Origin of the sequence: Streptococcus oralis subsp. dentisani, from assembly GCF_003944205.1 — a bacterium.
Classification (GTDB): Bacteria; Bacillota; Bacilli; order Lactobacillales; family Streptococcaceae; genus Streptococcus; species Streptococcus oralis_BH.
On record NZ_RJPH01000002.1, the window covers coordinates 142,790 to 167,481 of the forward strand.

The 24,692-nt window shown below is 42.5% G+C and carries 30 protein-coding genes; 2 read left to right on the plus strand and 28 right to left on the minus strand.

Features of this window, described 5'->3' with window-relative positions; genetic code table 11:
- Nucleotides 1-29: 29 nt before the first annotated feature.
- The 8 genes from D8805_RS02555 to cdaA form a co-directional block, all read right to left on the minus strand.
- Complete coding sequence (locus D8805_RS02555; protein ID WP_125415320.1) at nucleotides 30-1,901, minus strand: ABC-F family ATP-binding cassette domain-containing protein; 1,872 nt, start codon at nucleotides 1,899-1,901, stop codon at nucleotides 30-32.
- Nucleotides 1,898-3,097 carry a CCA tRNA nucleotidyltransferase gene (locus tag D8805_RS02560; RefSeq protein WP_125415321.1) on the minus strand — a complete coding sequence of 400 codons (1,200 nt, stop codon included), beginning with the start codon at nucleotides 3,095-3,097 and terminating at the stop codon, nucleotides 1,898-1,900. Before D8805_RS02560 ends, D8805_RS02555 begins: the two co-directional genes overlap by 4 nt.
- Nucleotides 3,094-3,861, minus strand: coding sequence for a 4-hydroxy-tetrahydrodipicolinate reductase (gene dapB, locus D8805_RS02565; protein ID WP_125415322.1), 768 nt, complete (start codon nucleotides 3,859-3,861; stop codon nucleotides 3,094-3,096). The genes D8805_RS02560 and dapB overlap by 4 nt, the downstream gene beginning before the upstream one ends.
- Before the next feature lie 151 nt (nucleotides 3,862-4,012).
- On the minus strand, nucleotides 4,013-4,861 hold the full coding sequence (locus D8805_RS02570; RefSeq protein ID WP_125415323.1) for a DegV family protein: 849 nt from the start codon (nucleotides 4,859-4,861) through the stop codon (nucleotides 4,013-4,015).
- A 2-nt stretch (nucleotides 4,862-4,863) separates the two neighbouring features.
- Nucleotides 4,864-5,238, minus strand: coding sequence for a DUF1149 family protein (locus D8805_RS02575; RefSeq protein ID WP_001050092.1), 375 nt, complete (start codon nucleotides 5,236-5,238; stop codon nucleotides 4,864-4,866).
- A gap of 72 nt (nucleotides 5,239-5,310) precedes the next feature.
- The gene (gene glmM / locus D8805_RS02580; protein ID WP_125415324.1) at nucleotides 5,311-6,663 is read right to left on the minus strand and encodes a phosphoglucosamine mutase; all 1,353 of its coding nucleotides are present in this window, start codon (nucleotides 6,661-6,663) and stop codon (nucleotides 5,311-5,313) included.
- A 29-nt stretch (nucleotides 6,664-6,692) separates the two neighbouring features.
- Nucleotides 6,693-7,493 carry a CdaR family protein gene (locus D8805_RS02585; RefSeq protein ID WP_125415325.1) on the minus strand — a complete coding sequence of 267 codons (801 nt, stop codon included), beginning with the start codon at nucleotides 7,491-7,493 and terminating at the stop codon, nucleotides 6,693-6,695.
- Nucleotides 7,480-8,337: a diadenylate cyclase CdaA gene (cdaA, locus tag D8805_RS02590; RefSeq protein ID WP_125415326.1), complete on the minus strand. Its 858-nt coding sequence runs from the start codon at nucleotides 8,335-8,337 to the stop codon at nucleotides 7,480-7,482. The genes D8805_RS02585 and cdaA overlap by 14 nt, the downstream gene beginning before the upstream one ends.
- Nucleotides 8,338-8,473: 136 nt before the next feature.
- On the opposite strand from cdaA, the gene D8805_RS02595 reads away from it, so the two are divergent.
- The gene (locus D8805_RS02595) at nucleotides 8,474-9,442 is read left to right on the plus strand and encodes an NAD(P)/FAD-dependent oxidoreductase (protein ID WP_125415327.1); all 969 of its coding nucleotides are present in this window, start codon (nucleotides 8,474-8,476) and stop codon (nucleotides 9,440-9,442) included.
- Between the two features lie 74 nt (nucleotides 9,443-9,516).
- On the opposite strand, the gene D8805_RS02600 is transcribed toward D8805_RS02595, so the two are convergent.
- The 15 genes from D8805_RS02600 to D8805_RS02675 all read right to left on the minus strand — a co-directional run bounded on the left by D8805_RS02600 (nucleotide 9,517) and on the right by D8805_RS02675 (nucleotide 19,687).
- Complete coding sequence (locus tag D8805_RS02600) at nucleotides 9,517-9,819, minus strand: hypothetical protein (RefSeq protein WP_125415328.1); 303 nt, start codon at nucleotides 9,817-9,819, stop codon at nucleotides 9,517-9,519.
- Between the two features lie 5 nt (nucleotides 9,820-9,824).
- The gene (locus D8805_RS02605; protein WP_125415329.1) at nucleotides 9,825-10,229 is read right to left on the minus strand and encodes a hypothetical protein; all 405 of its coding nucleotides are present in this window, start codon (nucleotides 10,227-10,229) and stop codon (nucleotides 9,825-9,827) included.
- Nucleotides 10,211-11,461 (minus strand): Mbeg1-like protein, encoded by a 1,251-nt coding sequence (locus D8805_RS02610; protein ID WP_125415330.1) that lies wholly within the window; start codon nucleotides 11,459-11,461, stop codon nucleotides 10,211-10,213. Before D8805_RS02610 ends, D8805_RS02605 begins: the two co-directional genes overlap by 19 nt.
- Entirely contained in the window at nucleotides 11,458-11,853 is a 396-nt protein-coding gene (locus D8805_RS02615; protein ID WP_185774560.1) for a DUF1310 family protein, read from the minus strand. The genes D8805_RS02610 and D8805_RS02615 overlap by 4 nt, the downstream gene beginning before the upstream one ends.
- Nucleotides 11,854-11,900: 47 nt before the next feature.
- Nucleotides 11,901-12,119 carry a hypothetical protein gene (locus D8805_RS02620; protein WP_061417159.1) on the minus strand — a complete coding sequence of 73 codons (219 nt, stop codon included), beginning with the start codon at nucleotides 12,117-12,119 and terminating at the stop codon, nucleotides 11,901-11,903.
- Nucleotides 12,116-12,511 carry a DUF1310 family protein gene (locus D8805_RS02625; RefSeq protein ID WP_185774561.1) on the minus strand — a complete coding sequence of 132 codons (396 nt, stop codon included), beginning with the start codon at nucleotides 12,509-12,511 and terminating at the stop codon, nucleotides 12,116-12,118. The genes D8805_RS02620 and D8805_RS02625 overlap by 4 nt, the downstream gene beginning before the upstream one ends.
- Nucleotides 12,512-12,639: 128 nt before the next feature.
- The gene (gene whiA, locus D8805_RS02630; protein ID WP_125415331.1) at nucleotides 12,640-13,551 is read right to left on the minus strand and encodes a DNA-binding protein WhiA; all 912 of its coding nucleotides are present in this window, start codon (nucleotides 13,549-13,551) and stop codon (nucleotides 12,640-12,642) included.
- Nucleotides 13,548-14,525: a YvcK family protein gene (locus D8805_RS02635; protein ID WP_001231057.1), complete on the minus strand. Its 978-nt coding sequence runs from the start codon at nucleotides 14,523-14,525 to the stop codon at nucleotides 13,548-13,550. The genes whiA and D8805_RS02635 overlap by 4 nt, the downstream gene beginning before the upstream one ends.
- On the minus strand, nucleotides 14,522-15,412 hold the full coding sequence (gene rapZ / locus D8805_RS02640) for an RNase adapter RapZ (protein WP_125415332.1): 891 nt from the start codon (nucleotides 15,410-15,412) through the stop codon (nucleotides 14,522-14,524). The genes D8805_RS02635 and rapZ overlap by 4 nt, the downstream gene beginning before the upstream one ends.
- Nucleotides 15,413-15,463: 51 nt before the next feature.
- Nucleotides 15,464-15,844 carry a RidA family protein gene (locus tag D8805_RS02645; protein ID WP_125415333.1) on the minus strand — a complete coding sequence of 127 codons (381 nt, stop codon included), beginning with the start codon at nucleotides 15,842-15,844 and terminating at the stop codon, nucleotides 15,464-15,466.
- A gap of 9 nt (nucleotides 15,845-15,853) precedes the next feature.
- Nucleotides 15,854-16,441, minus strand: a complete 588-nt coding sequence (gene yihA, locus D8805_RS02650; RefSeq protein ID WP_125415334.1) for a ribosome biogenesis GTP-binding protein YihA/YsxC — start codon at nucleotides 16,439-16,441, stop codon at nucleotides 15,854-15,856.
- A gap of 8 nt (nucleotides 16,442-16,449) precedes the next feature.
- On the minus strand, nucleotides 16,450-17,682 hold the full coding sequence (gene clpX, locus D8805_RS02655; protein ID WP_004240351.1) for an ATP-dependent Clp protease ATP-binding subunit ClpX: 1,233 nt from the start codon (nucleotides 17,680-17,682) through the stop codon (nucleotides 16,450-16,452).
- Nucleotides 17,683-17,883: 201 nt separating this feature from the next.
- The gene (locus tag D8805_RS02665; protein WP_125415335.1) at nucleotides 17,884-18,390 is read right to left on the minus strand and encodes a dihydrofolate reductase; all 507 of its coding nucleotides are present in this window, start codon (nucleotides 18,388-18,390) and stop codon (nucleotides 17,884-17,886) included.
- Nucleotides 18,391-18,508: 118 nt separating this feature from the next.
- Nucleotides 18,509-19,183, minus strand: a complete 675-nt coding sequence (gene cmk / locus D8805_RS02670; RefSeq protein WP_000849393.1) for a (d)CMP kinase — start codon at nucleotides 19,181-19,183, stop codon at nucleotides 18,509-18,511.
- A 9-nt stretch (nucleotides 19,184-19,192) separates the two neighbouring features.
- On the minus strand, nucleotides 19,193-19,687 hold the full coding sequence (locus D8805_RS02675; protein WP_125415336.1) for an SAG1386/EF1546 family surface-associated protein: 495 nt from the start codon (nucleotides 19,685-19,687) through the stop codon (nucleotides 19,193-19,195).
- Between the two features lie 45 nt (nucleotides 19,688-19,732).
- Here D8805_RS02675 and D8805_RS02680 point away from each other — a divergent pair, with 45 nt between their 5' ends.
- On the plus strand, nucleotides 19,733-19,936 hold the full coding sequence (locus tag D8805_RS02680) for a ferredoxin (protein ID WP_185774562.1): 204 nt from the start codon (nucleotides 19,733-19,735) through the stop codon (nucleotides 19,934-19,936).
- 98 nt (nucleotides 19,937-20,034) lie between these two features.
- Here D8805_RS02680 and D8805_RS02685 read toward each other — a convergent pair whose 3' ends face one another.
- From D8805_RS02685 to D8805_RS02705, 5 genes are all read right to left on the minus strand, one after another.
- A complete protein-coding gene (locus D8805_RS02685; protein ID WP_125415338.1) occupies nucleotides 20,035-20,982 on the minus strand; it encodes a glycosyltransferase family 2 protein in 948 nt (315 codons plus the stop codon).
- A 1-nt stretch (nucleotide 20,983) separates the two neighbouring features.
- Nucleotides 20,984-22,003, minus strand: a complete 1,020-nt coding sequence (gene galE, locus D8805_RS02690) for a UDP-glucose 4-epimerase GalE (RefSeq protein ID WP_125415339.1) — start codon at nucleotides 22,001-22,003, stop codon at nucleotides 20,984-20,986.
- Between the two features lie 101 nt (nucleotides 22,004-22,104).
- A complete protein-coding gene (locus D8805_RS02695; RefSeq protein WP_125415340.1) occupies nucleotides 22,105-23,208 on the minus strand; it encodes an NAD(P)/FAD-dependent oxidoreductase in 1,104 nt (367 codons plus the stop codon).
- Nucleotides 23,209-23,224: 16 nt separating this feature from the next.
- Nucleotides 23,225-24,022, minus strand: coding sequence for a Nif3-like dinuclear metal center hexameric protein (locus D8805_RS02700; protein ID WP_125415341.1), 798 nt, complete (start codon nucleotides 24,020-24,022; stop codon nucleotides 23,225-23,227).
- Entirely contained in the window at nucleotides 24,009-24,686 is a 678-nt protein-coding gene (locus tag D8805_RS02705; RefSeq protein ID WP_125415342.1) for a tRNA (adenine(22)-N(1))-methyltransferase, read from the minus strand. The genes D8805_RS02700 and D8805_RS02705 overlap by 14 nt, the downstream gene beginning before the upstream one ends.
- Nucleotides 24,687-24,692: the final 6 nt, after the last annotated feature.

The window sequence follows — 24,692 nt, forward strand, 5'->3', positions numbered from 1 at the left end:
TGTCATTGCGACGGGATTTTTCTATTCTTCTAACTATCAAACTCACTTAGGTATTCATAGCGTTCGTATTTTTCAAGGAGTTCTTCATTTTTCTCGTCTAGCTCTTTCTGAAGCGTCGCCAGTTTGCCAAAGTCGGAGCCATTTGCCTGCATTTCTTCTTCAATGACTGCGATACGATTTTCCAAGGCTTCAATATCGCTTTCAATGCTTGCCCACTCCTGCTTTTCTTGATAGGTCATCCGCTTCTTTTCTTCACGGACCTTGACCACTTTCTCCTTTTCGGCCTTTTGCACTTGATTGGCCATCTCTGTTTCAAAGGCTTTTTCATCAAGGTAATCAGTGTAATGACCAAAGAAAGGGCGGATGTTACCATTCTCAAAGGCAAGAATCTTGGTCGCTACCTTATCAAGGAAATAGCGGTCGTGGCTGACTGTCAAGACAGGACCCGCAAAGCCCTGCAAGAAATTCTCCAAAACTGTTAAAGTCGCAATATCTAAATCATTGGTCGGCTCGTCCAAAAGAAGAACATTTGGTTTTTCCAAGAGTAATTTGAGGAGATAGAGGCGTTTTTTCTCTCCACCTGACAATTTCTCAATCAAGGTTCCATGCGTCGAACGTGGGAAGAGGAACTGCTCCAGCAACTCTGCAATGGAAGTCGTAGAACCACCACTGGTCTTGACTTCTTCTGCCACTTCCTGCAGGTAATTGATAACGCGCTTGCTCTCGTCTAAGCCTTCGATTTGTTGAGAGAAATAGGCAATGCGAACCGTCTCACCGATGATAACTTGACCTTTAGTCGGCTCAAGACTTCCTGCGATGAGGTTGAGAAGAGTTGACTTCCCGACACCGTTGTCCCCAACGATTCCGATACGGTCTTTGGCTTGCACCAATAGATTAAAATCTTGCAAAATGGGCTTGTTCTCATAAGCAAAGGAAACATCTTTAAACTCGATAACCTTCTTACCAATACGGCTGGTTTCAAAGTTCATGGTCAAGTCTGTCTCAGCAACGCCGCCTGAAACTTCTTTTTTCAAGTCATGAAAACGATTGATACGAGCCTGCTGCTTAGTCGCACGTGCCTGTGGTTGTCTGCGCATCCAGGCCAATTCTTGCTTATAAAGTTGTTCTTTTTTGTGAAGGAGAGCAGCGTCACGCTCATCTTGCTCCGCCTTAAGGCGAACATAGTCCTGATAATTACCCTGATACTCGGTCAAGCCTGCTCGGTCCAACTCGAAAATTCGTGTTGACAAAGCGTCTAAGAAATAACGATCGTGGGTGATGAAGAGAACGGTTTTCTTGGAATTTTTCAAAAAGAGGGTCAGCCACTCAATAGTCGCAATATCTAAGTGGTTGGTCGGCTCATCCAGTAGCAAGAGGTCGTGGTCTCCAAGAAGAACTTGCGCCAACTGAACCCGTCTTCTCAGACCACCTGACAATTCGCCAACAGGAGTTGATAAGTCCTGAATCCCCAACTTGCTGAGAACCGTCTTGACCTGGCTTTCAATTTCCCAGGCTTGGAGAGAGTCCATCTCTGCCATGACCCGTTCCAAACGAGCCTGCTTGTCCTCACTGTAGTTGAGCATGATCAACTCATACTCACGAATCAACTGAATTTCCTTGAGGTCGCTGGACAGAACCGTATCCAAGACCGTCTTGCTATCATCAAAATCTGGATTCTGGGTCAAGTAACCAATCTTATAGTCATTCTTTGCCGAAAAAGGACTAACATCCCCATCAAAGCCAGAAACACCAGAAAGGACGTCCAAAAGGGTAGTCTTACCCGTTCCATTGACACCAATTAGACCGATTCTGTCCAAGTCATGGATGATAAAAGAAATATCCTTAAAAACTGTCTTGTCACCAACGGATTTGCTTAGTTTTTCAACAATAAAATCACTCATTTTTTCTCCCTCAGGTAAGCATGGATGGCTTGACGGTCATTTTCCAATTCTCCATCAACAATGGCAAACTCAATCTCTGTTAAAACCTCTCCCAAGGCTGGACCTGGCTGATAACCATATTCCTTGATTAAAACACCACCGTTGATCTGGATTTCTTTCTTATCATGAATGGTTAAGCTCTGATAGGTTTTTGTGATTGCTTGTGGGTTGACTTCTTTTCCTTGAGCCTGACGAAGACTTTCAGCTTGTAGAAGGGAATCCAAGTCAAAGCGGTAACAATCGCGCTTGCTCAGCTCTCCTTCTTCTCGCAAAGCCAAAATAGTCAGCAAATCCTGAACCTGCTTGGCAAACTGGCGTGAAGTTTTCCAATGTTTCAAAAATGGCTGTGCATCTTTAATCTCCAAAGCCCACAAAAGAGCCGCCCAGGCTTGTTCAGAAGAGGCAAAGGTGAAATCCGCCTCTAAATCAAACAATTTTTGAAGTTTATCTCGACTGTCTGCCATATCAGGGAGATAATTATAAGCTTGACTCTCAATCATGGAAGACAGACCAACTCGCCAAAAAGGTGCCCGCAAGAGTTTATCAAACTCAACAAAGATACGCTCCACAGAAATTTTCTCCAAGAGTGGCGTCAAAGTCTTCATCGCTTTAAATGTTTCTTGCTCAAGTTTAAAACCGAGACTGGCCTGAAAGCGGAAACCACGCATAATCCGCAGAGCATCTTCATTGAAACGCTCACTAGCAACACCCACTGCTCGCAAGACTTGGTTTTTCAAATCTTCTAAACCATGGAACAAGTCAATGATTTCGCCTGTTTCATCCAAAGCAAAGGCATTCACTGTGAAATCACGACGCTTGAGGTCTTCCTCTAGCGAACGCACAAAGGAAACCGCACTGGGTCTACGATAGTCCACATAGACATCCTCTGTTCGAAAGGTTGTTACCTCATACTCCTCGTCCCCATCTAGGACCAAGACGGTTCCGTGCTCGATTCCGATATCGGCTGTTCGCGGAAAAATTTTCTTGGTTTCCTCTGGATAGGAAGAAGTCGCAATATCCACATCGTGGATGGGACGATTGAGGAGGGCATCTCTGACAGAACCCCCAACAAAATAGGCCTCAAAGCCTGCTTCTTTAATTTTTTCTAATACTGGTAAAGCCTTCTGAAATTCAGAAGGCATTTGCGTTAATCTCATAATAAGTGTTCTAATCCATAGACAAGCTCATGACGCTTGACAACTTCTTTGATTCCCAAATTCACCCCTGTCATGAAGGAGCTACGATCATAGGAGTCATGACGGAGGGTCAATCCTTCTCCTTGATTGCCAAAGATGACTTCCTGATGAGCTACCAAGCCTGGTAGACGGACCGAATGGATGCGCATGCCTTCAAAGTCAGCACCACGAGCACCCGCAATCAATTCTTCCTCATCAGGCGCACCTTGCTGGATTGATTCCCGAACTTCCGCCATCAGCTCAGCCGTTTTAATGGCTGTTCCGCTCGGAGCATCTTTTTTCTTGTCATGATGAAGCTCGATAATCTCCACATTTGGGAAATATTTGGCAGCTTGCGCCGCAAATTGCATAAGCAAAACAGCTCCCAAGGCAAAGTTAGGGGCGATCAAACCACCCAAATTTTGCTTACGGGAAAATGCTTTTAATTCTGCAATTTCGTCACTAGTGAAGCCTGTTGTTCCAACTACTGGAGCAAAGCCATTTTCAAGAGCAAAGCGTGTATTTTCGTAGGCAACGGCTGGTGTAGTAAAATCTACCCAAACATCCGCTTCAAAACCAGCCAAGTCAGCCTTATCATTGAAGACAGGAATTCCCTGCCATTCTGACTCAGACTCAAAAGGATCCAAAACTGCGACCAAGTCCAAGTCTGGATCAGCCAAGACCATCTGACAAGCAGCTTGACCCATCTTTCCCTTAAAACCGGCAATAATTACTCGAATACTCATCTCTACTCCTGTCTAAGATACAAAGGACGTTAGCTGCCCATGAAAAATAGAGAATGGTGCTGACTTTCCACGAAAGGCAAGACAGGCATCTTTTTCAAGTGGCAGATAGTCCGTGTTCAATTTCTAAGATACAAAGCCTGCCCAAACAAATCTAGACAACTGGCGTATAACTCAAGGCGATACTGCCTTCTCCAAGGTGGGTCCCAATGACACTACCAAAGCTGACAATTGGAATCTCAGAATTCACACCACTCTCAATCAAGAGTTGGTGCAAATCTGCCGCCTTTTGAGGTGCGTTACCATGAATGACTGTAATACGGTAGTCCCCATCTTTTGTCAACTCTTTGATGATTTCTACCAAACGTTTGATTGCCTTCTTTTCCGTACGTACTTTTTCGTAAACTTCAATCACCCCTTGGTCATTAAAGTAAAGGATAGGCTTGATACTGAGGAGATTCCCTAAGACGGCTGCCCCATTTGACAAACGTCCTCCCTTAACCAAGTGATCGAGGTCATCTACTATAATAAAGGCTGAATTATCAGCAATTTGGATCCTCAACTTCTCCTGAATCTGAGCAAAATTATCGCCCTGTTCTGCCCATTCAAAGGCACTCTCTACCATAAATCCTAGAGGGGAACTTGTGATATGGGTATCTGGAAAGGCAATGGTCAAGCCATCATACTCATCCAACATGTATTGGATGTTCTGATAAAAGCCTGAAATTCCTGACGAAAGAAAGAGTCCCAAGACATGGGTATAACCCTCATCTTTCAAGGAACTTAGAATCTCATCCAATTTGGCAATACTTGGTTGACTAGTTTTAGGCAATTCTGTAGACTGAGCCATTTTTTGATAAAATTCCTCAGCAGTCAGATTGACACCTTCGACATACTCCTCCCCATCAATATTAACAGGAATATCCAAGATAAATAGATTCTCTCTTTGCAGCGTCTTCTCCTCTAAATGGGCTGAAGAATCTGTAATGACAGCTAATTTCATGACTAAAACTCCAAATTGATCCCTGGAAGATCCAATGCGATTTCTGTTACTTCATACGTCAAACGGTTGAGCATGTTCAAACATGGACGTGCCAAGGTTTCGACTTCTTCTTGGTTAAATTCGCTTGGTTCGTTAACAATGCGACCTTCCACATGGTTAACTTGGGAAATCGTTCCACTGATGACAAATTTGTCAAAGACAATCATGAAACTCAAGATAACGACTAAAGAAGTCACTTGGTTTTCTTGGTCATGTTGGAGCAACTGAAAGTTCACGTCTACCTTGGTTTCAGGGGCTCCATTTTCATTTTCCCATTCAAAGTTACGAGCATCAAAGTGATACTGGCTAACAAATTCTTGTTCTCGTTTAAGATTCATTTTTCTCTCCCATTGCTACAATTACTATGCAATTGTACCACATTTTTATCATTTCATCTAGTTTTCTAGGCTTTAGTCAATTCCGATTTCAGCTCGAACTACATCCGCAATCGTATCTACATAGTAGTTCACTTCTTCTGTTGTTGGGGCTTCTGCCATGACGCGCAAGAGGGGTTCTGTTCCACTTGGGCGGACAAGGATACGGCCGTTCCCTGCCATTTCTTCTTCCATCTTTTCGATGATAGTTTTAATGGCTGGTACTTCCATGGCTTTTTCTTTCATGGCATTTTCCACTCGGATATTGACCAGTTTTTGCGGGTAAATCGTCACTTCTGATGCTAGTTGAGACAAGCTCTTGCCTGTTTCTTTCATGATTTTAGTCAATTGAACAGCTGATAATTGACCATCACCAGTTGTATTGTAGTCCATCAAGATAACGTGACCAGACTGTTCACCACCAAGGTTGTAGCCTGATTTTCTCATTTCTTCAACGACATAGCGGTCACCAACAGCAGTCACTGCCTTGTTAATACCAGCACTCTCCAAGGCCTTATGGAAGCCAAGGTTAGACATAACCGTTGTCACGATGGTGTTTTGAGCCAACTGGCCTTTTTCAGAAAGGTATTTTCCGATGATGTACATGATCTTATCACCATCAACGATGTCACCATTTTCATCAACAGCAATCAAGCGGTCACTGTCTCCGTCAAAGGCCAAACCGATAGCTGACTGGCTTTCTTTAACAACTTCTTGAAGAGATTCTGGGTGTGTTGAACCCACATTCAAGTTGATATTAAGACCATCTGGTGTCTCACCGATAACTGTCAACTGAGCACCAAGATCAGCGAAAATCTGACGGGCACTTGTAGACGCTGCACCGTTTGCTGTATCCAAAGCCACTTTCATTCCCTCAAGAGGAGTTCCAGTTGAAACTAGGTAACCTTCATACTTACGCAAGCCTTCTGGATAGTCCACCAAGGTTCCCAAGCCTTCCGCACTTGGGCGTGGAAGAGTGTCTTCGGTAGCATCTAGCAAGGCTTCGATTTCTGCTTCTTTTTCATCATCAAGTTTGAAGCCATCCCCACCAAAGAACTTAATCCCATTATCAAGGGCTGGGTTGTGACTCGCTGAAATCATGACACCCGCACTAGCTCCCTCTGTTTTAACCAAGTAAGCTACTGCTGGTGTTGCAAGGACACCGAGTTTGTAGACGTGAATCCCTACTGATAGAAGGCCTGCCACCAAGGCAGATTCTAACATTTCTCCTGAGATACGTGTATCACGTCCTACAAAGACTTTAGGGGCTTCCGTTTCATGTTGGCTAAGAACATAACCACCAAAACGTCCCAGTTTAAAGGCCAATTCTGGCGTCAATTCTACGTTTGCTTCTCCACGGACTCCATCAGTCCCAAAATATTTACCCATTTTGTTAATCATCCTTTTCTGTTATTTTTTTATTCTTGTTTAGACGAGTCTGGTTTCGTTTCTGAACTCGTTGAAGACGAACTACTAGCTGAGGAGCTCGTTGATGATGAGCTCGTTGATGATGAGCTCGAGCTAGACGATGCTGGTTTCGTTGTAATTTTCATAGTTGTGTCAAACGGCATAATGACACTTGGCAAGACATTTCCATTTTTATCAACTGCTTGTATAGGAACAGAAGCCGAGTAGTTACCCGTTATCCGTTCACTCGTCGGTAAGATGGCAATGACACGATCTACTCTAGAGAGAGTCTCCTCGTCACTAATAACCGTCACTTTCTCGTCTGAAACAGTGACTGTGTCGATTTTCACGCGAGAATCAATCTGGCTAGGATCTATCTCTGGCACAACGATTACATTGTCTCGTTTTGCTTTTTTACCGACCTTCACTGTTATCTTTTGCGGAGTTGCAACAGCCGTCAAACCACTCGGTAGATTTTCTATGGTTAGAGGAACTTCTACTGTTCCAACACCAGCATTTGTCAAGTCAGCTGTCACCTTGAATTTGCGCGTACTTTCCTGCATTTCACTTGCCAAAGCAACTCGATTGGAACCTGTCAAGAAAACCGTTACTTCTGACGTGAAGCCACTAATAAAGTACTGATCACTGTCATAGCGAATATCAATTGGTACATTGAGTACTGTATTGGTATAGGTTTCCGTCCGCACCTGTCTGGCACTATTATTATTCTGGTAGTTTGTAGAAGTCGCGTAGATAAAGAGGATGCAGGCGAAAAAGAAGGAAGAAATAATATAAAGACTATTTTTTCTCATGTTTCAATCCTCCTAGCAAGCGCTCTTTCAGACCTTGCTTTTTCTCTGATTTTGGAAGTAAGATTCTTCTTAACTCCGATTCAAACTCTTCCAAGGTCAAATCATGCTTAAAGACTCCATTATAGGTGATTGAGATTCCACCTGTCTCCTCCGAAACCACAAATGTAAGAGCATCTGATACTTCCGACAAACCAATCGCCGCCCTGTGACGCGTTCCAAACTCCTTGGAAATCTCTGTATTTTCAGTTAGTGGCAGATAGGCTGAAGTTACAGCAATCCGATCTTCTCGGATAATGACCGCACCATCGTGCAAGGGAGTGTTGGGGATAAAGATATTAATCAATAACTCAGAGGAGATTTTCGCATCTAGAGGAATCCCAGTTGAGATGTATTCCTGCAAGGTTCTCACTCGCTGAACAGCAACCAGAGCACCAATCTTACGCGGACTCATGTATTCGACTGATTTGACAAAGGCACGAATCATCTGCTCTTCTGCACTAATCGGAGCATTGGCAAAGAAATCCGTTGCCCGACCCAACCGTTCCAAACCAGTCCGAATCTCTGGTGAAAAGATGACCACCGCTGCGATGACCCCGTAGGTGATGATCTGATTGATCAACCAAGAAATAGTCGTTAAACCAATCATATTAGAAAGAATCTGAGCTAAAATAAAGATCAAAACTCCCCGAACCAAGACCATGATTTTGGTACCTGCAATGGCCTTTGTAAAATGATACAAAATATAAGTCACAATGAGAATATCAATCAGATTGATGACTATAGTCCAAGGGCTTGAAAACAAACTCGTCCAGTATTGGAAATTCGATAATTGTTGAAAATTCATCCCTGGCCTCCTCCCTGTCAAAACACGTTCCGAACTATTATACCATTTTTTGCCCATTTTTTCTCTATCCTACTTCATTTTAAATTAAGCAAAATTATGATAAAATAAACTGACTAGAAAAAACGAAGGAGAAATCATGTCTCAACTCTATGATATTACCATTGTTGGTGGCGGCCCTGTCGGCCTCTTTGCTGCCTTTTACGCCTACCTACGCCAAGCCAAAGTCCAAATCATCGACTCTCTTCCCCAGCTCGGTGGCCAGCCTGCCATCCTCTATCCTGAAAAACAAATCCTTGATGTGCCAGGTTTCCCAAATCTAACTGGAGAAGAGTTAACCAATCGTCTGCTTGAGCAGCTAGATGGCTTCGACACACCTATTCACCTCAATGAAACGGTTCTTGAGATTGAGAAACAAGATGAAGGATTTAGCATCACAACCAACAAGGGAAGCCACCTGACTAAAACCGTCATCATTGCTATGGGAGGCGGTGCCTTTAAACCACGTCCACTCGAATTAGAAGGTGTTGAGGACTATGAAAATATCCACTACCACGTTTCCAACATCCAGCAATACGCTGGTAAAAAAGTAACCATCCTTGGTGGAGGGGACTCAGCAGTTGACTGGGCATTGGCTTTTGAAAAAATTGCCCCAACTACTCTCGTTCACCGGCGAGATAACTTCCGCGCCTTGGAACACAGTGTGCAAGCCCTGCAAGAATCATCTGTGACTATCAAGACACCATTCGTTCCTAGCCAACTTCTTGGAGATGGAAAAACACTCGATAAACTAGAAATCAGCAAAGTCAAATCAGATGAAACTGAAACTATTGAGGTAGACCACCTCTTTGTCAACTATGGTTTCAAATCATCTGTCGGCAATCTTAAAAATTGGGGTCTGGACCTCAACCGCCACAAGATTATTGTCAACAGCAAGCAAGAATCCAGTCAAGTAGGTATCTACGCCATCGGGGACTGCTGTTACTATGAAGGAAAAATTGATTTGATTGCGACAGGACTGGGTGAAGCTCCAACAGCTGTGAACAATGCCATTAACTACATCGACCCTGAGCAAAAAGTGCAACCAAAACACTCAACAAGCTTATAAGAAAAACAACCACGAATCAACAATCCGTGGTTTTATAATTCATCTATACTCCCTGATTTTTAAGTCTTCTATCTTTACTCCTCCAACACTTTCTCGTATTCTTTCTTTTTGCTATCTATGGTCTCAATAACTTTTGAGGCAAACTCGCCCTTCATAGATACATCTATTTTATTATTTACCGCACTTAGACTTTCTTGGATACTATTAATGGTCAAACGAGTATTTTTCTTAGATTCTTGCTCGATTTGATTAATTTCATACTTTTTAGCAGGAGCCAATATCTGCCTAACAAATAAACGCTCAATTTCTTTTTCTATTTCACGAAAACCATCATCCACACCAGAGACAAAATCAAATATATAATTAAATAAATCCATCTGCGTTACTCTCTTTTATCTTGTATATGTCTTTGTTTAGCCAGAATTCGAGTTAGTTCTTCATCAAGCTCACGGTATTCTCGACTATATTTTTGTTTTGCTTTTATTTCTTCTATTTCTAGCTGATCAAGTCTTTTTCTATATGCTAAATCCATTTGCTGACTATAATCTGTAGCTAGTTGATTCAGCTGATAGTATAGCATAGAAGTGTCTCCTTCTATCTGACTCAGCATATGACTTGCTACTGTATGCTTTTCCTCAAGCATCCGACGCAAATCATTTAATCTATAATCACACTCTTCTTTTTCATTCTCTATTTTTTTGCGTGAGTGATAATAGTCTTCCTCCAATTTTTCTAATTGCCGTCTCTTTTTCCAAATCTCTTGGTCTATCATGTCAATTTTTTCCATTGTCTAAATTTTTCAGCCAACTCCTTATCTGTTTCTAATTTCTTTTGAATACCTTTCTTGGTCTGAGTTTCTAAATCTATACAGTCTTTTTCCAATTGCGATATCTTATCAACAACTGGATCTAATAGTTTCTCAATAACCCCGATAGTCGTTTCATAGGTAGCTCCTCCTTCTATATATGCATTTTCCATTTCTGACGGACTAAGGATAAAGCCCCAAGGAACTTGTCTACGGGAAGCAAATACTTTTCTTGCATCTTCTACCGCTTCATCTCTTATACTTTTGATGATACTTTTTCCCTCTGTAGACATTAGACTGATGCTTGCTGCTGCAATACCTGCTTGCTCCGAATCCAGGAACAATTGCTCTTCCTTTGTATAACCACCTTCTGATAGTTTCTCTTTGAGTAGTGTATAGTTATCCATCTGGAGTAAATAGTCATTATAAATGACCGTACTGGTATTTGACAGTATTTTGATCTTCCCATTTTTATCCAGCTGGTAGCCATAAGTCATGTGTTGGTTCACAAAGTCTTCTTTTGTACTATCCACGTAATAAACTAAGCCAACCGATCCGATACTTCCCTTGACCATATCCCTACCAACCATACTGATAGGATCATCTGGGTCAGCATAGTTATGGATCCTCGTCTTAATAGAGTCTACAACTTTCCTTTGTTCAGGGCTTAGTATCCTATAGATATCTGGGCCGTTATAGATATAAGCCTGTTGGATACGTTTGACTTGATCTGCCTGTAGGGCAGCCATAGAATACTGAGCATCCATAGAACCGAGTGAATGCCCATAGACATTAATTTTGGCATTGGGATATTTTTCCATGATGTCTTTTAATGCTCTTGCAGAAGCCTTTAGCTGTTCGGTAGACTTGTCTTGATAGCTAGGGTCTTTTTGCAACATAATTCTCTTGGCTATAACTGCATCGTTTTCTGCCCAGTCATTCCAGAAATCCGCTGTTTCTTCCCAAAAATGATCTGGACCCGTAGAACCACGAAAAAGGACCGTTACTTCCTGTACCTTATCAGCTTTTTCATTGGGATTTTTTACAACTGCATAAACCTGTTCGCCAGCTCCTGTAGTATTGTTGTAGACTTGGGTGACAGTGCCAAGTTCTCTTTCATATTGGTCATATAAAGTTCTTTCCTCGCCCATATTATCCTGATACTCTGCCATTGCAGTTTGAAGGTTATTTTCTTTAATATAATTTTGTGTCATTCATTATTTCCTTTCAAAAGTTTGGATAATTTTGGTGAAGTAGAATAATATGCTGAATGGTATGAGCCATCTTTGTTTTCAATCAAATTATAATTTATATTTAATTCATTATCTTTGTTGATAACCACCGAAACCATCAATCCTCCCATTGGATTATAATCTAAGCTACTTTCATCAACAACATAATCCTGGATGACACCTGCATTAGTAAATGCATTAGGATCTTTCGATTTCATAAAATGTTCATAAACCTTCTTCGCCTCATCGCTGGTCGCGATGGCAAGCATTTCTTGTTTCTTTTGGTATTGGTGCATGCTACAACCTCCTATTGTGATTCCAATTACTGCTAAAATGCTGAATAAAATAATCATACTTTTTTTAGGTTTTTTCATGGCGCCTCCTTTATGCTATCCTATCAATAAATTAGGGACTAACTTACTCATAGTATAGCATAATTTTCCTCTACATCCTCAGCTTCTTCGTCAGAATTTTTTACAACTGCATAAACCTGCTCACCAGCTCCTGTGGTATTGTTGTAGACTTGGGTGACCGTGCCAAGTTCTCTTTCATATTGGTCCTTAACCTCATGATTAATTGAGTTATCGTTATATTCAGTCATTGCTATCTGAAGATGTGAATCATCGACATATTTTCTCATTTTTTAGATTCCTTTAACATAGATGATAATTTAGGTGATACAGTATATCCATAAGATTCATAATTCCCTGAATTATCTTTTATTAATCCAAAGTGAAAATCTAATTCCTTATCATTATTAAAATATATCCTTACCATTAGTCCTCCCATTGGATTATACTCTAAAGTTTCTGTATCAATATCATATGATTTAATGATTCCATCTTCTGTTAATGCTTTAGGATCATTTACCCTCATATGATTTTCATAAACCTTCTTTGCCTCGTCGCTTGTCGCAATGGCAATCATTTCTTGTTTCTTTTGGTATTGGTGCATGCTACAACCTCCTACTGCTATTCCAATCACTGCTAAAATGCTGAATAAAATAATCATACTTTTTTTAGATATTTTCATGTTTCCTCCTTTGTGCTACAGTATAACTCATCTATAGTATACCATAGATTATGGAGTTGGCTTCCTTTAAAATTCTTCTCAATTTAATAACCTCAAGAAAAGAACCACGGATCAACCGATTCGTGGTTTTATAATTCATCTGCAATCTTGTTTATTTTTCTGAGTCTGTGGTTGACGCCACTTTTGGTCAAGGGATTGCTCAAGCTATCTGCCAACTGCTGGATAGAATAGTCTGGGTGCTGGATTCGCAACTGAGCTACCTCCTGCAAATCCACTGGTAAATTTTCCAAACCCATTCTATCTTTGATTTTACTGATATTGTTGATAGTCTTCATACTAGCAGAAACCGTTCGAGCGATATTGGCTGTTTCAGCGTTATTGGCTCGATTGAGATCATTACGAGTTTCACGCAAAATCTTGACGCGCTCAAAATTATCACGCGCCTGCATGGCCCCAATCACGATCAAGAAATCCATGATGTCTTCTGCGCGTTGGAGATAGGTAACTGCACCTTTCTTGCGTTCAATAACCTTGGCATCCAGCAAAAACTGCTGAAGAAGAGAGGCTAATCCTTGGGCATGGTCCAGATAAACGGAACTAATCTCCAACTGGTACTTGCCAGACTCAGGATCTCGGATGCTACCATTTGCCAAAAAGGCCCCACATAGATAGGCACGTCCAGCCTCCTCATCTGCTAAAATATCGGGATCAATACCTGTCTCCAAACCAAAGAAGGAATCCGCAAGCCGCAAGTCAGCTAAAAGCTCCTGCACCCTCTCATCGGTATAGACCGTATAGACACGATTCTTACGAAGATTGCTTCTCTGATGGTGACGAATCTCTGACTTGATATCATAGAAATGGAGAAAGGATTCATAAAGGTGACGAGCCAACTTGGCATTTTCAGTCACGACTGACAAGGTCAGCCCCGAAATCGAGAGACCAATACTGCCAGACATCTTGATAATGGCCGATAGTTCATGACGACTGAGATGGTGTTGACCAAGAATTTCCTCTTTTACTGCAACTGTGAAACTCATTTCCTCACCTGTATAATGCGCATCAATTCGTCTACAATCAAATCGCCATCATGGAAGGCACCTCCATTTTCCAAACGAAGGAAGTTGGATGAAATCACACGAGGAACCTGCTTGCAAAGACCAGCAAAGTCATGCTCTACCTGAACCAAATATTCATCAAAACGGTTGGTATTCATGTATTCTCTAGGAACCTTTTCGATATTGACCAAGACCGTATCAATAAAAGGCCGACCTAGATGTCTATGGAGGACTTCCACGTGGTCACTGTCTGAAAAGTGCTCTGTTTCCCCACGCTGGGTCATGATATTGCAGACATAGGCTATCTCTGCCTTAGTCTCCAAGAGTGCTTGCCCAATCTCCTCGATGACAATATTGGGCAAAATCGATGTAAAGAGGGAACCAGGCCCCAAGACGATCATGTCACTCTCGAGAATGGTATTGACTACTCGACGACTGGCTTGCGGTGTTTCATCATCCAGAGTATTGGTCACATAGACATGGTCGATCATGCCTGGATGATCTGCAATGTGGCTCTCACCTGCCACCTCAGAACCGTCTTTAAAGACTGCATGCAGTGTCAAAGGATGATCGCTTGAGGGGTAGATCTTTCCTGTTGTGTGAAAGAACTTACTGAGTAATTGCATAGCATTGTAGGTAGACCCTTGCATTTCAGAAAGCCCTGCTATGATGATATTTCCTAGCGGATGGCCCGCAAAAGCTCCAGCCTCTTCTGAAAAGCGGTACTGAAAAACCTTCTCATAAAATTTAGGCATATCCGACATGGCCACCAGGACATTGCGAAGATCACCTGGTGGTGTCAGCTGTTGGATATTCTTTCTTAGTTCACCAGAAGATCCACCATCATCAGCTACCGTTACGATGGCCGCAATATCAACATCCTTTTCTCGCAAGCTTTTCAAAATGACGGGGATACCAGTTCCTCCACCAATTACCGTTATCTTTGGTTTTCTCATGAACGGTTTACCGTTTCCTTTCTTCTGTCTTTGTCACGATGGCTTTCATTGACAGGCCAGTTTTTAGCAAGGTCCTCAGCGATTCGTTTTGCAAAGGCAACACTACGGTGTTGTCCACCTGTACATCCTACTGCAATAGTTAAAACAGACTTGCCTTCTTTTTTGTAACTTGGCAAAATAGGCTCAATCAAGGCGAGTAAGTGCTGATAGAAACTTTCAGACTCTTCATGATTCATCACATAGTCATAAACTGCTTGATCCTCACCTGTCTGATTGCGGAGTTCCGGAAGGTAGTATGGGTTTGGCAAAAAACGGACATCAAAAACCAAGTCTGCATCAATAGGGATACCATACTTGAATCCAAAAGACATGACTTCTATACGGAAAGACTGGGCTTGTTCTTGGTCCGAAAATTGCTCAGCAATGGTTTTACGAAGTTCACGCGGAGTTAACTCTGTCGTATCCACCACATTTTGGCTCATGTTTTTCAAAGGTGCCAAGAGTTCACGTTCCAGCTTGATGCCATCTAAAATCCGACCATCTGCAGCTAGAGGGTGACTTCGTCTGGTTTCCTTATAGCGTGCTACCAATTCCTTATCTGCTGCGTCTAAAAAGAGGATTTTGAAGTCCAAATCATCTTGGTTTTCCAATTCATCCAAAACGGTCTGAATCTCTGAAAAGAAGGAACGGCTCCGCATATCGACTACCAAGGCCAGTTTATGATCATCATCTTTAGTTTCAACCAACTGCAAAAACTTTGGTAAGAGGGCTGGCGGCATATTGTCAATGGTGAAATATCCCAAATCCTCGAAAGACTGAATGGCTACCGTTTTCCCTGCACCACTCATCCCTGTCACAATTACCAGGTGAAGTTGTTTTTTTGTCATCTATCTCTCCTTATATCAAAAAAAGTTTGGCAGAGCCAAACTTCAACTAGCTTATCCAATCTCTGCGATCACTTCAATTTCGACTTTTACATCACGAGGAAGACGTGCAACCTCTACAGCTGAACGAGCTGGGAACTCCTCTTTAAAGGCAGTCTGGTAAACCTCGTTAAAAGGAACAAAGTCGTTCATATCGCTCAAGAAGCAAGTTGTTTTGACAACATGGTCAAAGTCTGTTCCTGCTTCAGCCAAAATAGCACCGATATTTTTCAAAACTTGTTCGGTCTGTTCTTGGATCGTTTCTCCTACAATTTCTCCAGTTTCAGGAGATAGAGGAACTTGACCGCTCGCAAACAAAAGATTGCCAACGATTTTTCCTTGAACATAAGATCCGATTGCTTTTGGAGCTTTGTCTGTATGAATTGTTTTTGCCATTTCTTTCCCTCACAATTTTTCTAATATTGCATCCCAAGCCTGATCCATCCCTGCCTTGCTGACAGATGAAAAGAGGATGAAGTCGTCACTTGGATCAAAGTTTAATTTCTTTTTGATTGCTGATTCGTGCTTGTTCCATTTACCACGAGGAATCTTGTCCGCCTTGGTCGCAACAATGATAATCGGAATCTCATAATACTTGAGAAATTCGTACATCTGCACATCATCTGCTGACGGGTCGTGGCGGAGATCCACCAGACTGACCACGGCACGGAGATTTTCCCGAGTCGTCAGGTACTCCTCAATCATGCGCCCCCACTTTTCACGTTCCTTTTTGGAAACGCGGGCATAGCCATAACCTGGTACATCCACAAAGCGCATCTTGTCATCAATGTTAAAGAAGTTGAGTAGCTGGGTTTTTCCAGGTTTCCCTGATGTACGAGCCAGATTCTTGCGGTTCAACATGGTGTTGATAAAGCTAGACTTGCCAACATTTGAACGCCCTGCTAGAGCAACCTCCGGCAGGTCATCCTGCGGATAGTGGGACTTGTTGGCTGCACTGAGCAAGATTTCAGCATTGTGTGTATTGATTTCCATAATCACCTCTAGGCTGTTTCTAGGATTGGTTTATCCGTTCCATCAACAGCTTCTTTTGTGATGCGAACCAGTTTCACATTTTCCTGACTCGGTACTTCAAACATAACATCTAGCATGGTTTCTTCGATGATGGAGCGAAGACCACGCGCCCCTGTCTTGCGTTCGATAGCCTTATTGGCGATTTCTTGTAGGGCTTCGTCGTCAAATTCCAACTCGACATCATCATAAGAAAGCAAGGTTTGGTATTGTTTGACCAAGGCATTTCTTGGTTCTTTCAAGATGCGAACCAAGTCATCGACCGTCAATTGCTCAAGAGCTGCAAAGACAGGCAAGCGTCCAATCAACTCAGGAATAATACCGAATTTTTGAATATCTTCAGCGATAATTTCTTGCATGTATGAGCTATTTTCGTCAATCGCTTTATTATTTTGGCCGAAACCGATAACTTTTTCACCTAAACGTTGTTTAACGATCTCTTCGATGCCATCAAAAGCACCACCCACGATAAAGAGGATATTTTTAGTATCTACCTGAATCATCTCTTGTTGTGGATGTTTGCGTCCACCTTGAGGCGGTACGCTGGCTACAGTCCCCTCAATAATCTTGAGAAGGGCTTGTTGCACCCCTTCACCCGAAACGTCACGTGTGATAGACACATTCTCGCTCTTCTTGGCAATCTTGTCAATTTCATCCACGTAGATAATCCCACGCTCTGCACGTTCGATGTTAAAGTCAGCAGCCTGCAAGAGTTTGAGGAGGATGTTTTCCACGTCCTCACCCACATACCCAGCCTCAGTCAGAGCTGTTGCATCTGCAATAGCGAAAGGCACATTCAAGCTCTTAGCCAAAGTCTGGGCCAAGAAAGTTTTCCCAGAACCAGTTGGACCAATCATCAAGATGTTTGACTTCTGCAAATCCACATCTTCTGACTCTTCACGCGTATCGTGGAAATTGATGCGTTTGTAGTGGTTGTATACAGCCACAGCCAAGGCACGTTTAGCACGATCTTGACCAATCACATAGTGGTTCAAGATATTGAGGAGCTCGATTGGTTTTGGCACTTCAGACAAGTCTGCCAAGACTTCCTCGGCCAACTCCTCCCGAATGATTTCCTGAGCCAACTCCACACATTCATTACAGATAAAGGCATTGTTCCCAGCGATTATTTTCTTTACTTCTTCTTGGCTTTTGCCACAAAATGAGCAATAAACCATCATATCATTTTTCCTATTTGTAGGCATGATTTCCTTCCATTCTAATTTATCATTCTATCTAAAATAAGGTCATATAAAAAGCATGGACACTGTTTACCAGATTGGTAAAAGCATTCAACCAGAGTAAGGCAGATAGTCCATAGCGCTTCTTACGAAAAGCCTGTGCTCCAGTCAAAATACAGATTACACACAAAAAAGCTGTAAAAAATCCAAATATACTGCGCTCCATTAGACTTCCTTTCTCTTTCGGTATTGGATGGTGAAATCATAGTCGTTTTTCTCATCTCGGGTATAAGATTTGCTTGCGACTGTCTCAAAACGAGACAAGTCAAACTCCTCAGGGAAATAGGTATCTCCCTCTACCTGAGCATGAATCTGTGTCACGATGATTTCATCTAAATAGGGCTCAAAAGCCTGAAAAATCTGTTTTCCACCAATGATATAGAGATTTTTTTCCTGACTCTGATACCAAGTTAAAACAGACTTCACATCTTGAAACACGAGCGCTCCATCCACGACTTCATCACTGTTTCGTGTCAAAATCAAGGTTTGGCGTTTGGGAAGCAGACGACGCCCCATTCCATCAAAGGTCACTCGTCCCATCAAGATGGCGTGATTTAAAGTTGTTTCCTTAAAATGTTGCAACTCTGCTGGCAAATGCCATGGGAGACGATTTTCCTTCCCAATCACCCCTTTTTCATCTTGGGCCCAAATGGCTATGATTTTCTTTGTCATGCTTCCGTCCTTTTTATTGATATTACTATTTTATCAAAATTCTCCCAAAAAGACTGTTTTGAAACGCGCACAAAAGAGAGAAAAGGAGCAGGCTTCATTTAGCCTGCTCCTCTCGTCCCTAGGACATATATTTTTTTGCTTCAGATTCAATTTTTTCGACCACTTCTTGGATACTTAGTCCAGTTGTGTCAAGGTAAACTGCATCCTCAGCCTGTTTGAGAGGTGAGGTTTCACGATGACTATCCTTGTAGTCACGCGCAGCAATCTCTTCTTTCAAAGTTTCCAAGTCAGTCTCAATCCCTTTAGCAATATTTTCCTTGTAACGACGCTCTGCTCTTTCTTCAACAGAGGCTACTAGGAAGATCTTGAGTTCAGCTTGTGGTAATACAACTGTCCCGATATCACGCCCATCCATGACAATACCACCTTGCTGAGCAATCTCTTGCTGGAGCGAAACCAGTTTCTCACGCACCTCAGGAATGGCAGCAATGCTTGAAACCTTGTTGGTCACTTCATTTTCACGGATCGGATGAGTAATATCAACATCCCCTACAAAAACAAGTTGCTCACCTGTTTCTGAACGACCAAAACTAATAGGGTGTTGGTTAAGAAGCTCAAGAAGTTGGTCTACATTTCCTGCATCCAACTGGTGCTTGAGCGCTATATAAGTCGCAGCACGGTACATAGCGCCTGTATCGAGATAAGTGTAACCAAAATCCTTAGCAATAATCTTTGCGACCGTACTCTTACCACTGGAAGCAGGACCATCAATAGCAATTTGAATTGTCTTCATTTCCGACTCCTATCTAGTCTTGATGACATCACCAGGGTTGGCAAACCAAGTTCCTGATGACATATGAGAAGGATTCAGAGCTTCTAGCTGGGCAATGGAAATCCCTGCACGCTGAGCGAGAGCTGCTTCTCCTTCTCCAGGTTGCACAGTAAGCGTTCCTTCTCCATCTGTGTGTTCTTCAGAACTACTTTCTGAAGGAGTTGATTCTTTCGTTTCTTGAGCTTTACTAGTAGAGGAAGAAGACTCTTCCACTTTAGAGGTTGACGATGGAGCTGAAGAATCATAAAAATCCTTCAAAGCTGCCGTACGGTTACTTCCTCCAGTAGAAAGATAAATCAATACGACAACCATCGCTACAACGATCACAAAGAAGAGGCTAGCTAGAACGGTCAAGACACGATTGGCAACAACGCCTTTTCCCTTTTGTTTACGGTGACGACGTTCTGATCTTGATTCTTCCTCATTATTTTCATAAATATCTTCTTGCCATGGTTCTTTTTCCATACCTTACTCCTTGTATTTTTTAAACTTTCTTATTACAATATAAATATGAAACTCATACTTATACCTGAACGATGCATCGCCTGTGGGCTTTGCCAAACCTATTCTGAACTCTTTGATTACCACGATAATGGAATCGTTCGATTTTACGATGATCCAGTTGAATTGCAAAGAGAAATCGCTGAGACCAGCGATGTTCTGGAGGCCATCAAAAATTGTCCTACACGTGCACTTCTAAAAGATCCGTCATAGTTTAAAAGGGAGATTGATATTGTAGATTCTTTTTATCACTTTAACCCCTTCATCTATTAGTTTAGCATATTTCTAGGTAAAATTATAGTCTTTTTCGGTTATTTTTCCTTCAAAATAGAAAGATCACTTTTTTCTTTAATGAGATAGAGTGGTCTTTTTTTGGTCTCCAGATAAATCTTACTGATATACTTGCCTAGAATCCCAATGGTCAGAAGTTGAATCCCTCCAAGAAAGAGAATGACAGCCATCAGAGAGGTCCAGCCAGATGTCGGATTCCCCAAGATAAGGGTCCGAAACACCACAAAAACAGTCATCATAAAAGAAATAAAACAAGATAGGAGTCCCGCTACAAAGGCTATACTCAAGGGAAAATCTGAAAAGTTGAGAATCCCTTCAATCGAGTAGAAAAAGAGTTGTCTAAAACTCCAACTGGTTTTGCCAGCCTGTCTTTCGACATTTGGATAGTCAAGATAGTGCGTTCGGAAACCAACCCAAGCAAAGAGCCCCTTAGAAAAACGATTGGACTCGGTTAAGGTTAAAATAGCATCTACCACAGACCTTCTCATCATGCGAAAATCACGGACACCCGAGGGCAGAGCTACTGGGCTGATTTTTTGCATGAGACGGTAAAAGAGATCGGCACAGAAACTACGGAAAAAGGGTTCTCCCTCCCGACTGGTTCTCCGCGTCCCAACACAGTCTAAGTCTGCATTCTGGTCTAGTAAGGCTTTCATCTCAAGTAGCATACTAGGAGGATCCTGAAGGTCTGCATCCATCACGACCACCAAGTCTCCAGTTGCATGCTGCAAACCTGCGTATAAGGCCGCCTCTTTCCCAAAATTTCGTGAGAATGAGACATAACGTACCGCAGGATTTTGCACCCGATAGGACTTCAAAAGCTCCAAGGTCCCATCGCTTGAGCCATCGTCCACAAAAACATACTCAATCTCTGCTCCCAATTCTGGAAGCAAATCTTCAACAGACTGATAAAAAAGAGGAAGTACTTCCTCTTCGTTTAAACAAGGGACAATGATCGAAATCATCATCTTAGTCTTCAAATCCATTTGGATGCTTGCTTTGCCAACGCCATGCATCTTCACACATTTGAGTGATGTCGAGTTCAGCTTCCCAGCCCAGTTCTGCCTTGGCTTTTGCAGGGTCTGAGTAGCAGGCAGCGATATCACCTGGGCGGCGTTCTACGATGCGGTAAGGAATAGGACGTCCCACCGCTTTTTCCATGTTTTGGATAATTTCAAGAACAGAATATCCTTTACCAGTTCCAAGGTTATAAATATTAAGACCTGAACCTTTTTGGAGTTTTTTAAGAGCTGCAACGTGACCTTTGGCTAGGTCTACAACGTGGATATAGTCACGAACCCCGGTTCCATCTTCAGTATCGTAATCATCTCCAAACACTTGCACTTGCTCTAGTTTGCCAACTGCTACTTGTGAAACATAAGGTAAGAGATTGTTTGGAATTCCGTTAGGATTTTCTCCCAAGTCTCCACTTTCATGAGCACCGATTGGGTTAAAGTAACGAAGTAAGACCACATTCCATTCTGAGTCTGCCTTGTAGATATCGGTCAAAATCTCCTCTAACATGAGCTTAGTACGACCGTATGGATTGGTCACTGAAAGTGGGAAATCTTCTAAGATTGGAACCGTATGAGGGTCTCCGTAAACTGTCGCAGAAGAACTGAAGATGATGTTCTTACAGTTGTTTTCTTCCATAGCTTTCAAAAGGCTGACAGTTCCTGCGATATTATTGTCATAATAGGCAAGAGGGATACGTGTTGATTCACCAACAGCCTTCAAACCCGCAAAGTGAATGACACCAGTCGGTTCTTCCTGCTTGAAAATATCTCTGAGGGTATCTGTGTCACGGATATCTGACTCATAGAAAGGAATCTCAACTCCTGTAATTTTTTCAACAACTTCTAAACTCTTACGATTGCTATTGACAAGATTATCCACTACAACAACTTGATGACCCGCTTGGATTAACTCAATAACTGTGTGGGTTCCGATAAAACCTGCTCCACCCGTTACCAAAATCTTTTCTTGCATCTTCTTTCCTCGATTCTCGAATTATTTTTTCTTATTTTACCATTTTTGATAGGGAATGTCATTTGCCATCCTAAACCACCTGCTAAAATTTCAGTAAAATTTTATTCACTTTTTACTCGTTTAACATAGTTTGCAATTGGATAGTTTACTGGATCTAAGGTCAACTCCTTATCTTGGATCAGTTGGGCTAGATGGTAACCAATGATAGGACCCGTTGTGAGACCTGATGACCCTAGTCCGCTAGCCGCATAGACACCTGCTAAGCCTGGAACTTGCCCAAAAAATGGTGAAAAATCACTGGTATAAGCACGGATTCCTACTCGCTCACCTCTTATAGTAGCTTCAGCCAAGGCTGGATAGTATGGCAAGGCTGCTTCTTCCATTTGTTGGAGCAAGGGTTCATCTACCGTCAAGTCAAATCCCATGTCGTTTTCATGGGTAGCTCCTAGGGATAATTTCCCACCAGCAAAAGGAATCAAATCCCACTCCCCTTCTGGCATGACCACAGGGTATGATTCCATATCTAGGGTAAGTTGATAATCTCGGAGTTGTCCTTTTTGGGGACGAACATCTACCTCATATCCTAAAGGCTCCAAAATTTGTCCCAACCAAGCTCCTGTAGCCAAAATGACCTGATCAAAAACGTAATCCCCAATCTGGTAGCCTGATGATACAGGAGTCAGAGTCACTTTTTCTTTGACCAGCTTGACTTGACTGGCTTCCAGCAAACGAGTCACTAAGAGTTGACCATCTACTCTCGCTCCACCAGAAGCATAGAGCAGGCGGTCAAATCCTTGCAGACCATGGAACAATTCATTTGCAGACGCTCGATCCAGAATGACTAACTGACCTATCAAGGGAGATTCTTCTCTGCGCTGAAGAGCTAGTTGATAGAGCTCTTCCAACTTGGATTCATACTTTTTTAGGAGAAAAACTCCTGAGCGCTGGTAAAAGTCAATCTCCTGACCAGTCTTTTCTAAATCAGCCAACAAATCCACATAAAAGTCAGCCCCCAAGCGCGCCAGCTTGTACCAGGCTTTATTACGGCGTTTGGAAAACCAAGGACTGATAATTCCCGCTGCTGCCTTGGTAGCCTGACCTTGTCCATGGTCAAAAGCTGTCACCTCTAAATCTGCTTCTTTGGAGAGGTAGTAGGCAGCAGTAGCACCTACAATCCCTGCTCCAATAATGGCAACTTTTTTCATTGTCTTTACCTTCTAACTAGATATGGTGGAAAGGATTGGTCGATGCTTGACTAGGTACAATATCAATAGCCCAGCCCTTTTCTGCCTTCCATTGAGTAAGGAGCTCAGCGATTTTTTCGACAAAAAGGATTTCAATATAGTGGCCTGGGTCCAGCGCCAACAAGCCATCAGACAGCATGTCTTGGGCAGTATGGTAGTAGATATCACCAGTAATAAAGACATCAGCTCCTTTTGCCAAAGCATCAGAGTAGAAAGACTGCCCACTACCACCACAGATAGCCACTCTTGAAATAGGCTTCTTCAAATCACTCTCTTGATAATGCACCATGCGAAGACTATCAAGACCAAAGACTTGCTTGACATGCTGGGCCAATTCCCCAAATGTCTGAGGCTGAATATTTCCAATCCGCCCAATCCCACGTTCTGGGCCTGTTTCCTGGAGATAAGTCGTCTCCTCAATGCCTAGCATCTGGCAGAACCAGTCATTGAGACCATTTTCAACAATGTCAATATTGGTATGGCTGACATAAACTGCAATGTCATGCTTGATCAGGTCGATGTAAATCTGATTTTGCGGACGGCTGGCTACCAAGTCCTTGATGGGACGAAAGATAGGCGCGTGCTTAACGATAATCAAATTCACACTCTTTTCAATGGCCTCTGCCACCGTCTCTTCACGAATGTCTAGGGCAACCATAACCCTTTGAATCTCCTTTTCCAAAGTACCGATTTGCAGACCATGACTGTCACCCTCCATAGACAATTCCTGAGGGCAAAAGGCTTCATAGCGTTTAATGACTTCACTTGCTAGCATGGAGTACCTCCTTAATGGCTTGAATTTTATCTACTAAAACTTGACGTTCCTCCAGATTTTTTTCTGGGATTTGACTGAGGGCAACCTCTAACTTAGCTGCTTCTCTCTGCCACTTTTGAACGAAAACTGGGCTGACTTCTTTGGACAAGAAAGGTCCAAAGCGAACATCACTAGCTGATAGCTTCATTTGTCCCGCTTCCACCACTAGAATTTCATAAAACTTGCCAGCTTCTTCTAGAATACTTTCGGCTACAATCTGAAATCCGTTGTCTTGCAACCAGATGCGCAAGTCATCTTCACGATTATTGGGCTGGAGGATTAAACGTTTCACACCAGACAGCTTGTCCAAGCCTTCTTCTAGGATCGTTGCAATCAATCGCCCGCCCATACCAGCAATGGTGATGACCGATACTTGATCAGATTCTTCAAAAGCTGCCAAACCATTGGCTAAACGGACTTGGATTTTCTCCTTTAACCCGTGACTTTCTACATTTTTAACCGCAGACTGGTAGGGACCTTCCACGACCTCACCTGCAATGGCAGCTTCAATTTGGCCTCTCTCGACCAATTCGATAGGCAGATAAGCATGGTCACTCCCCACATCTAGTAAAATGGACCCTTGAGGCACAAAGGAGGCCACTAATTCTAATCTCTTTGAAATCATCTTCTC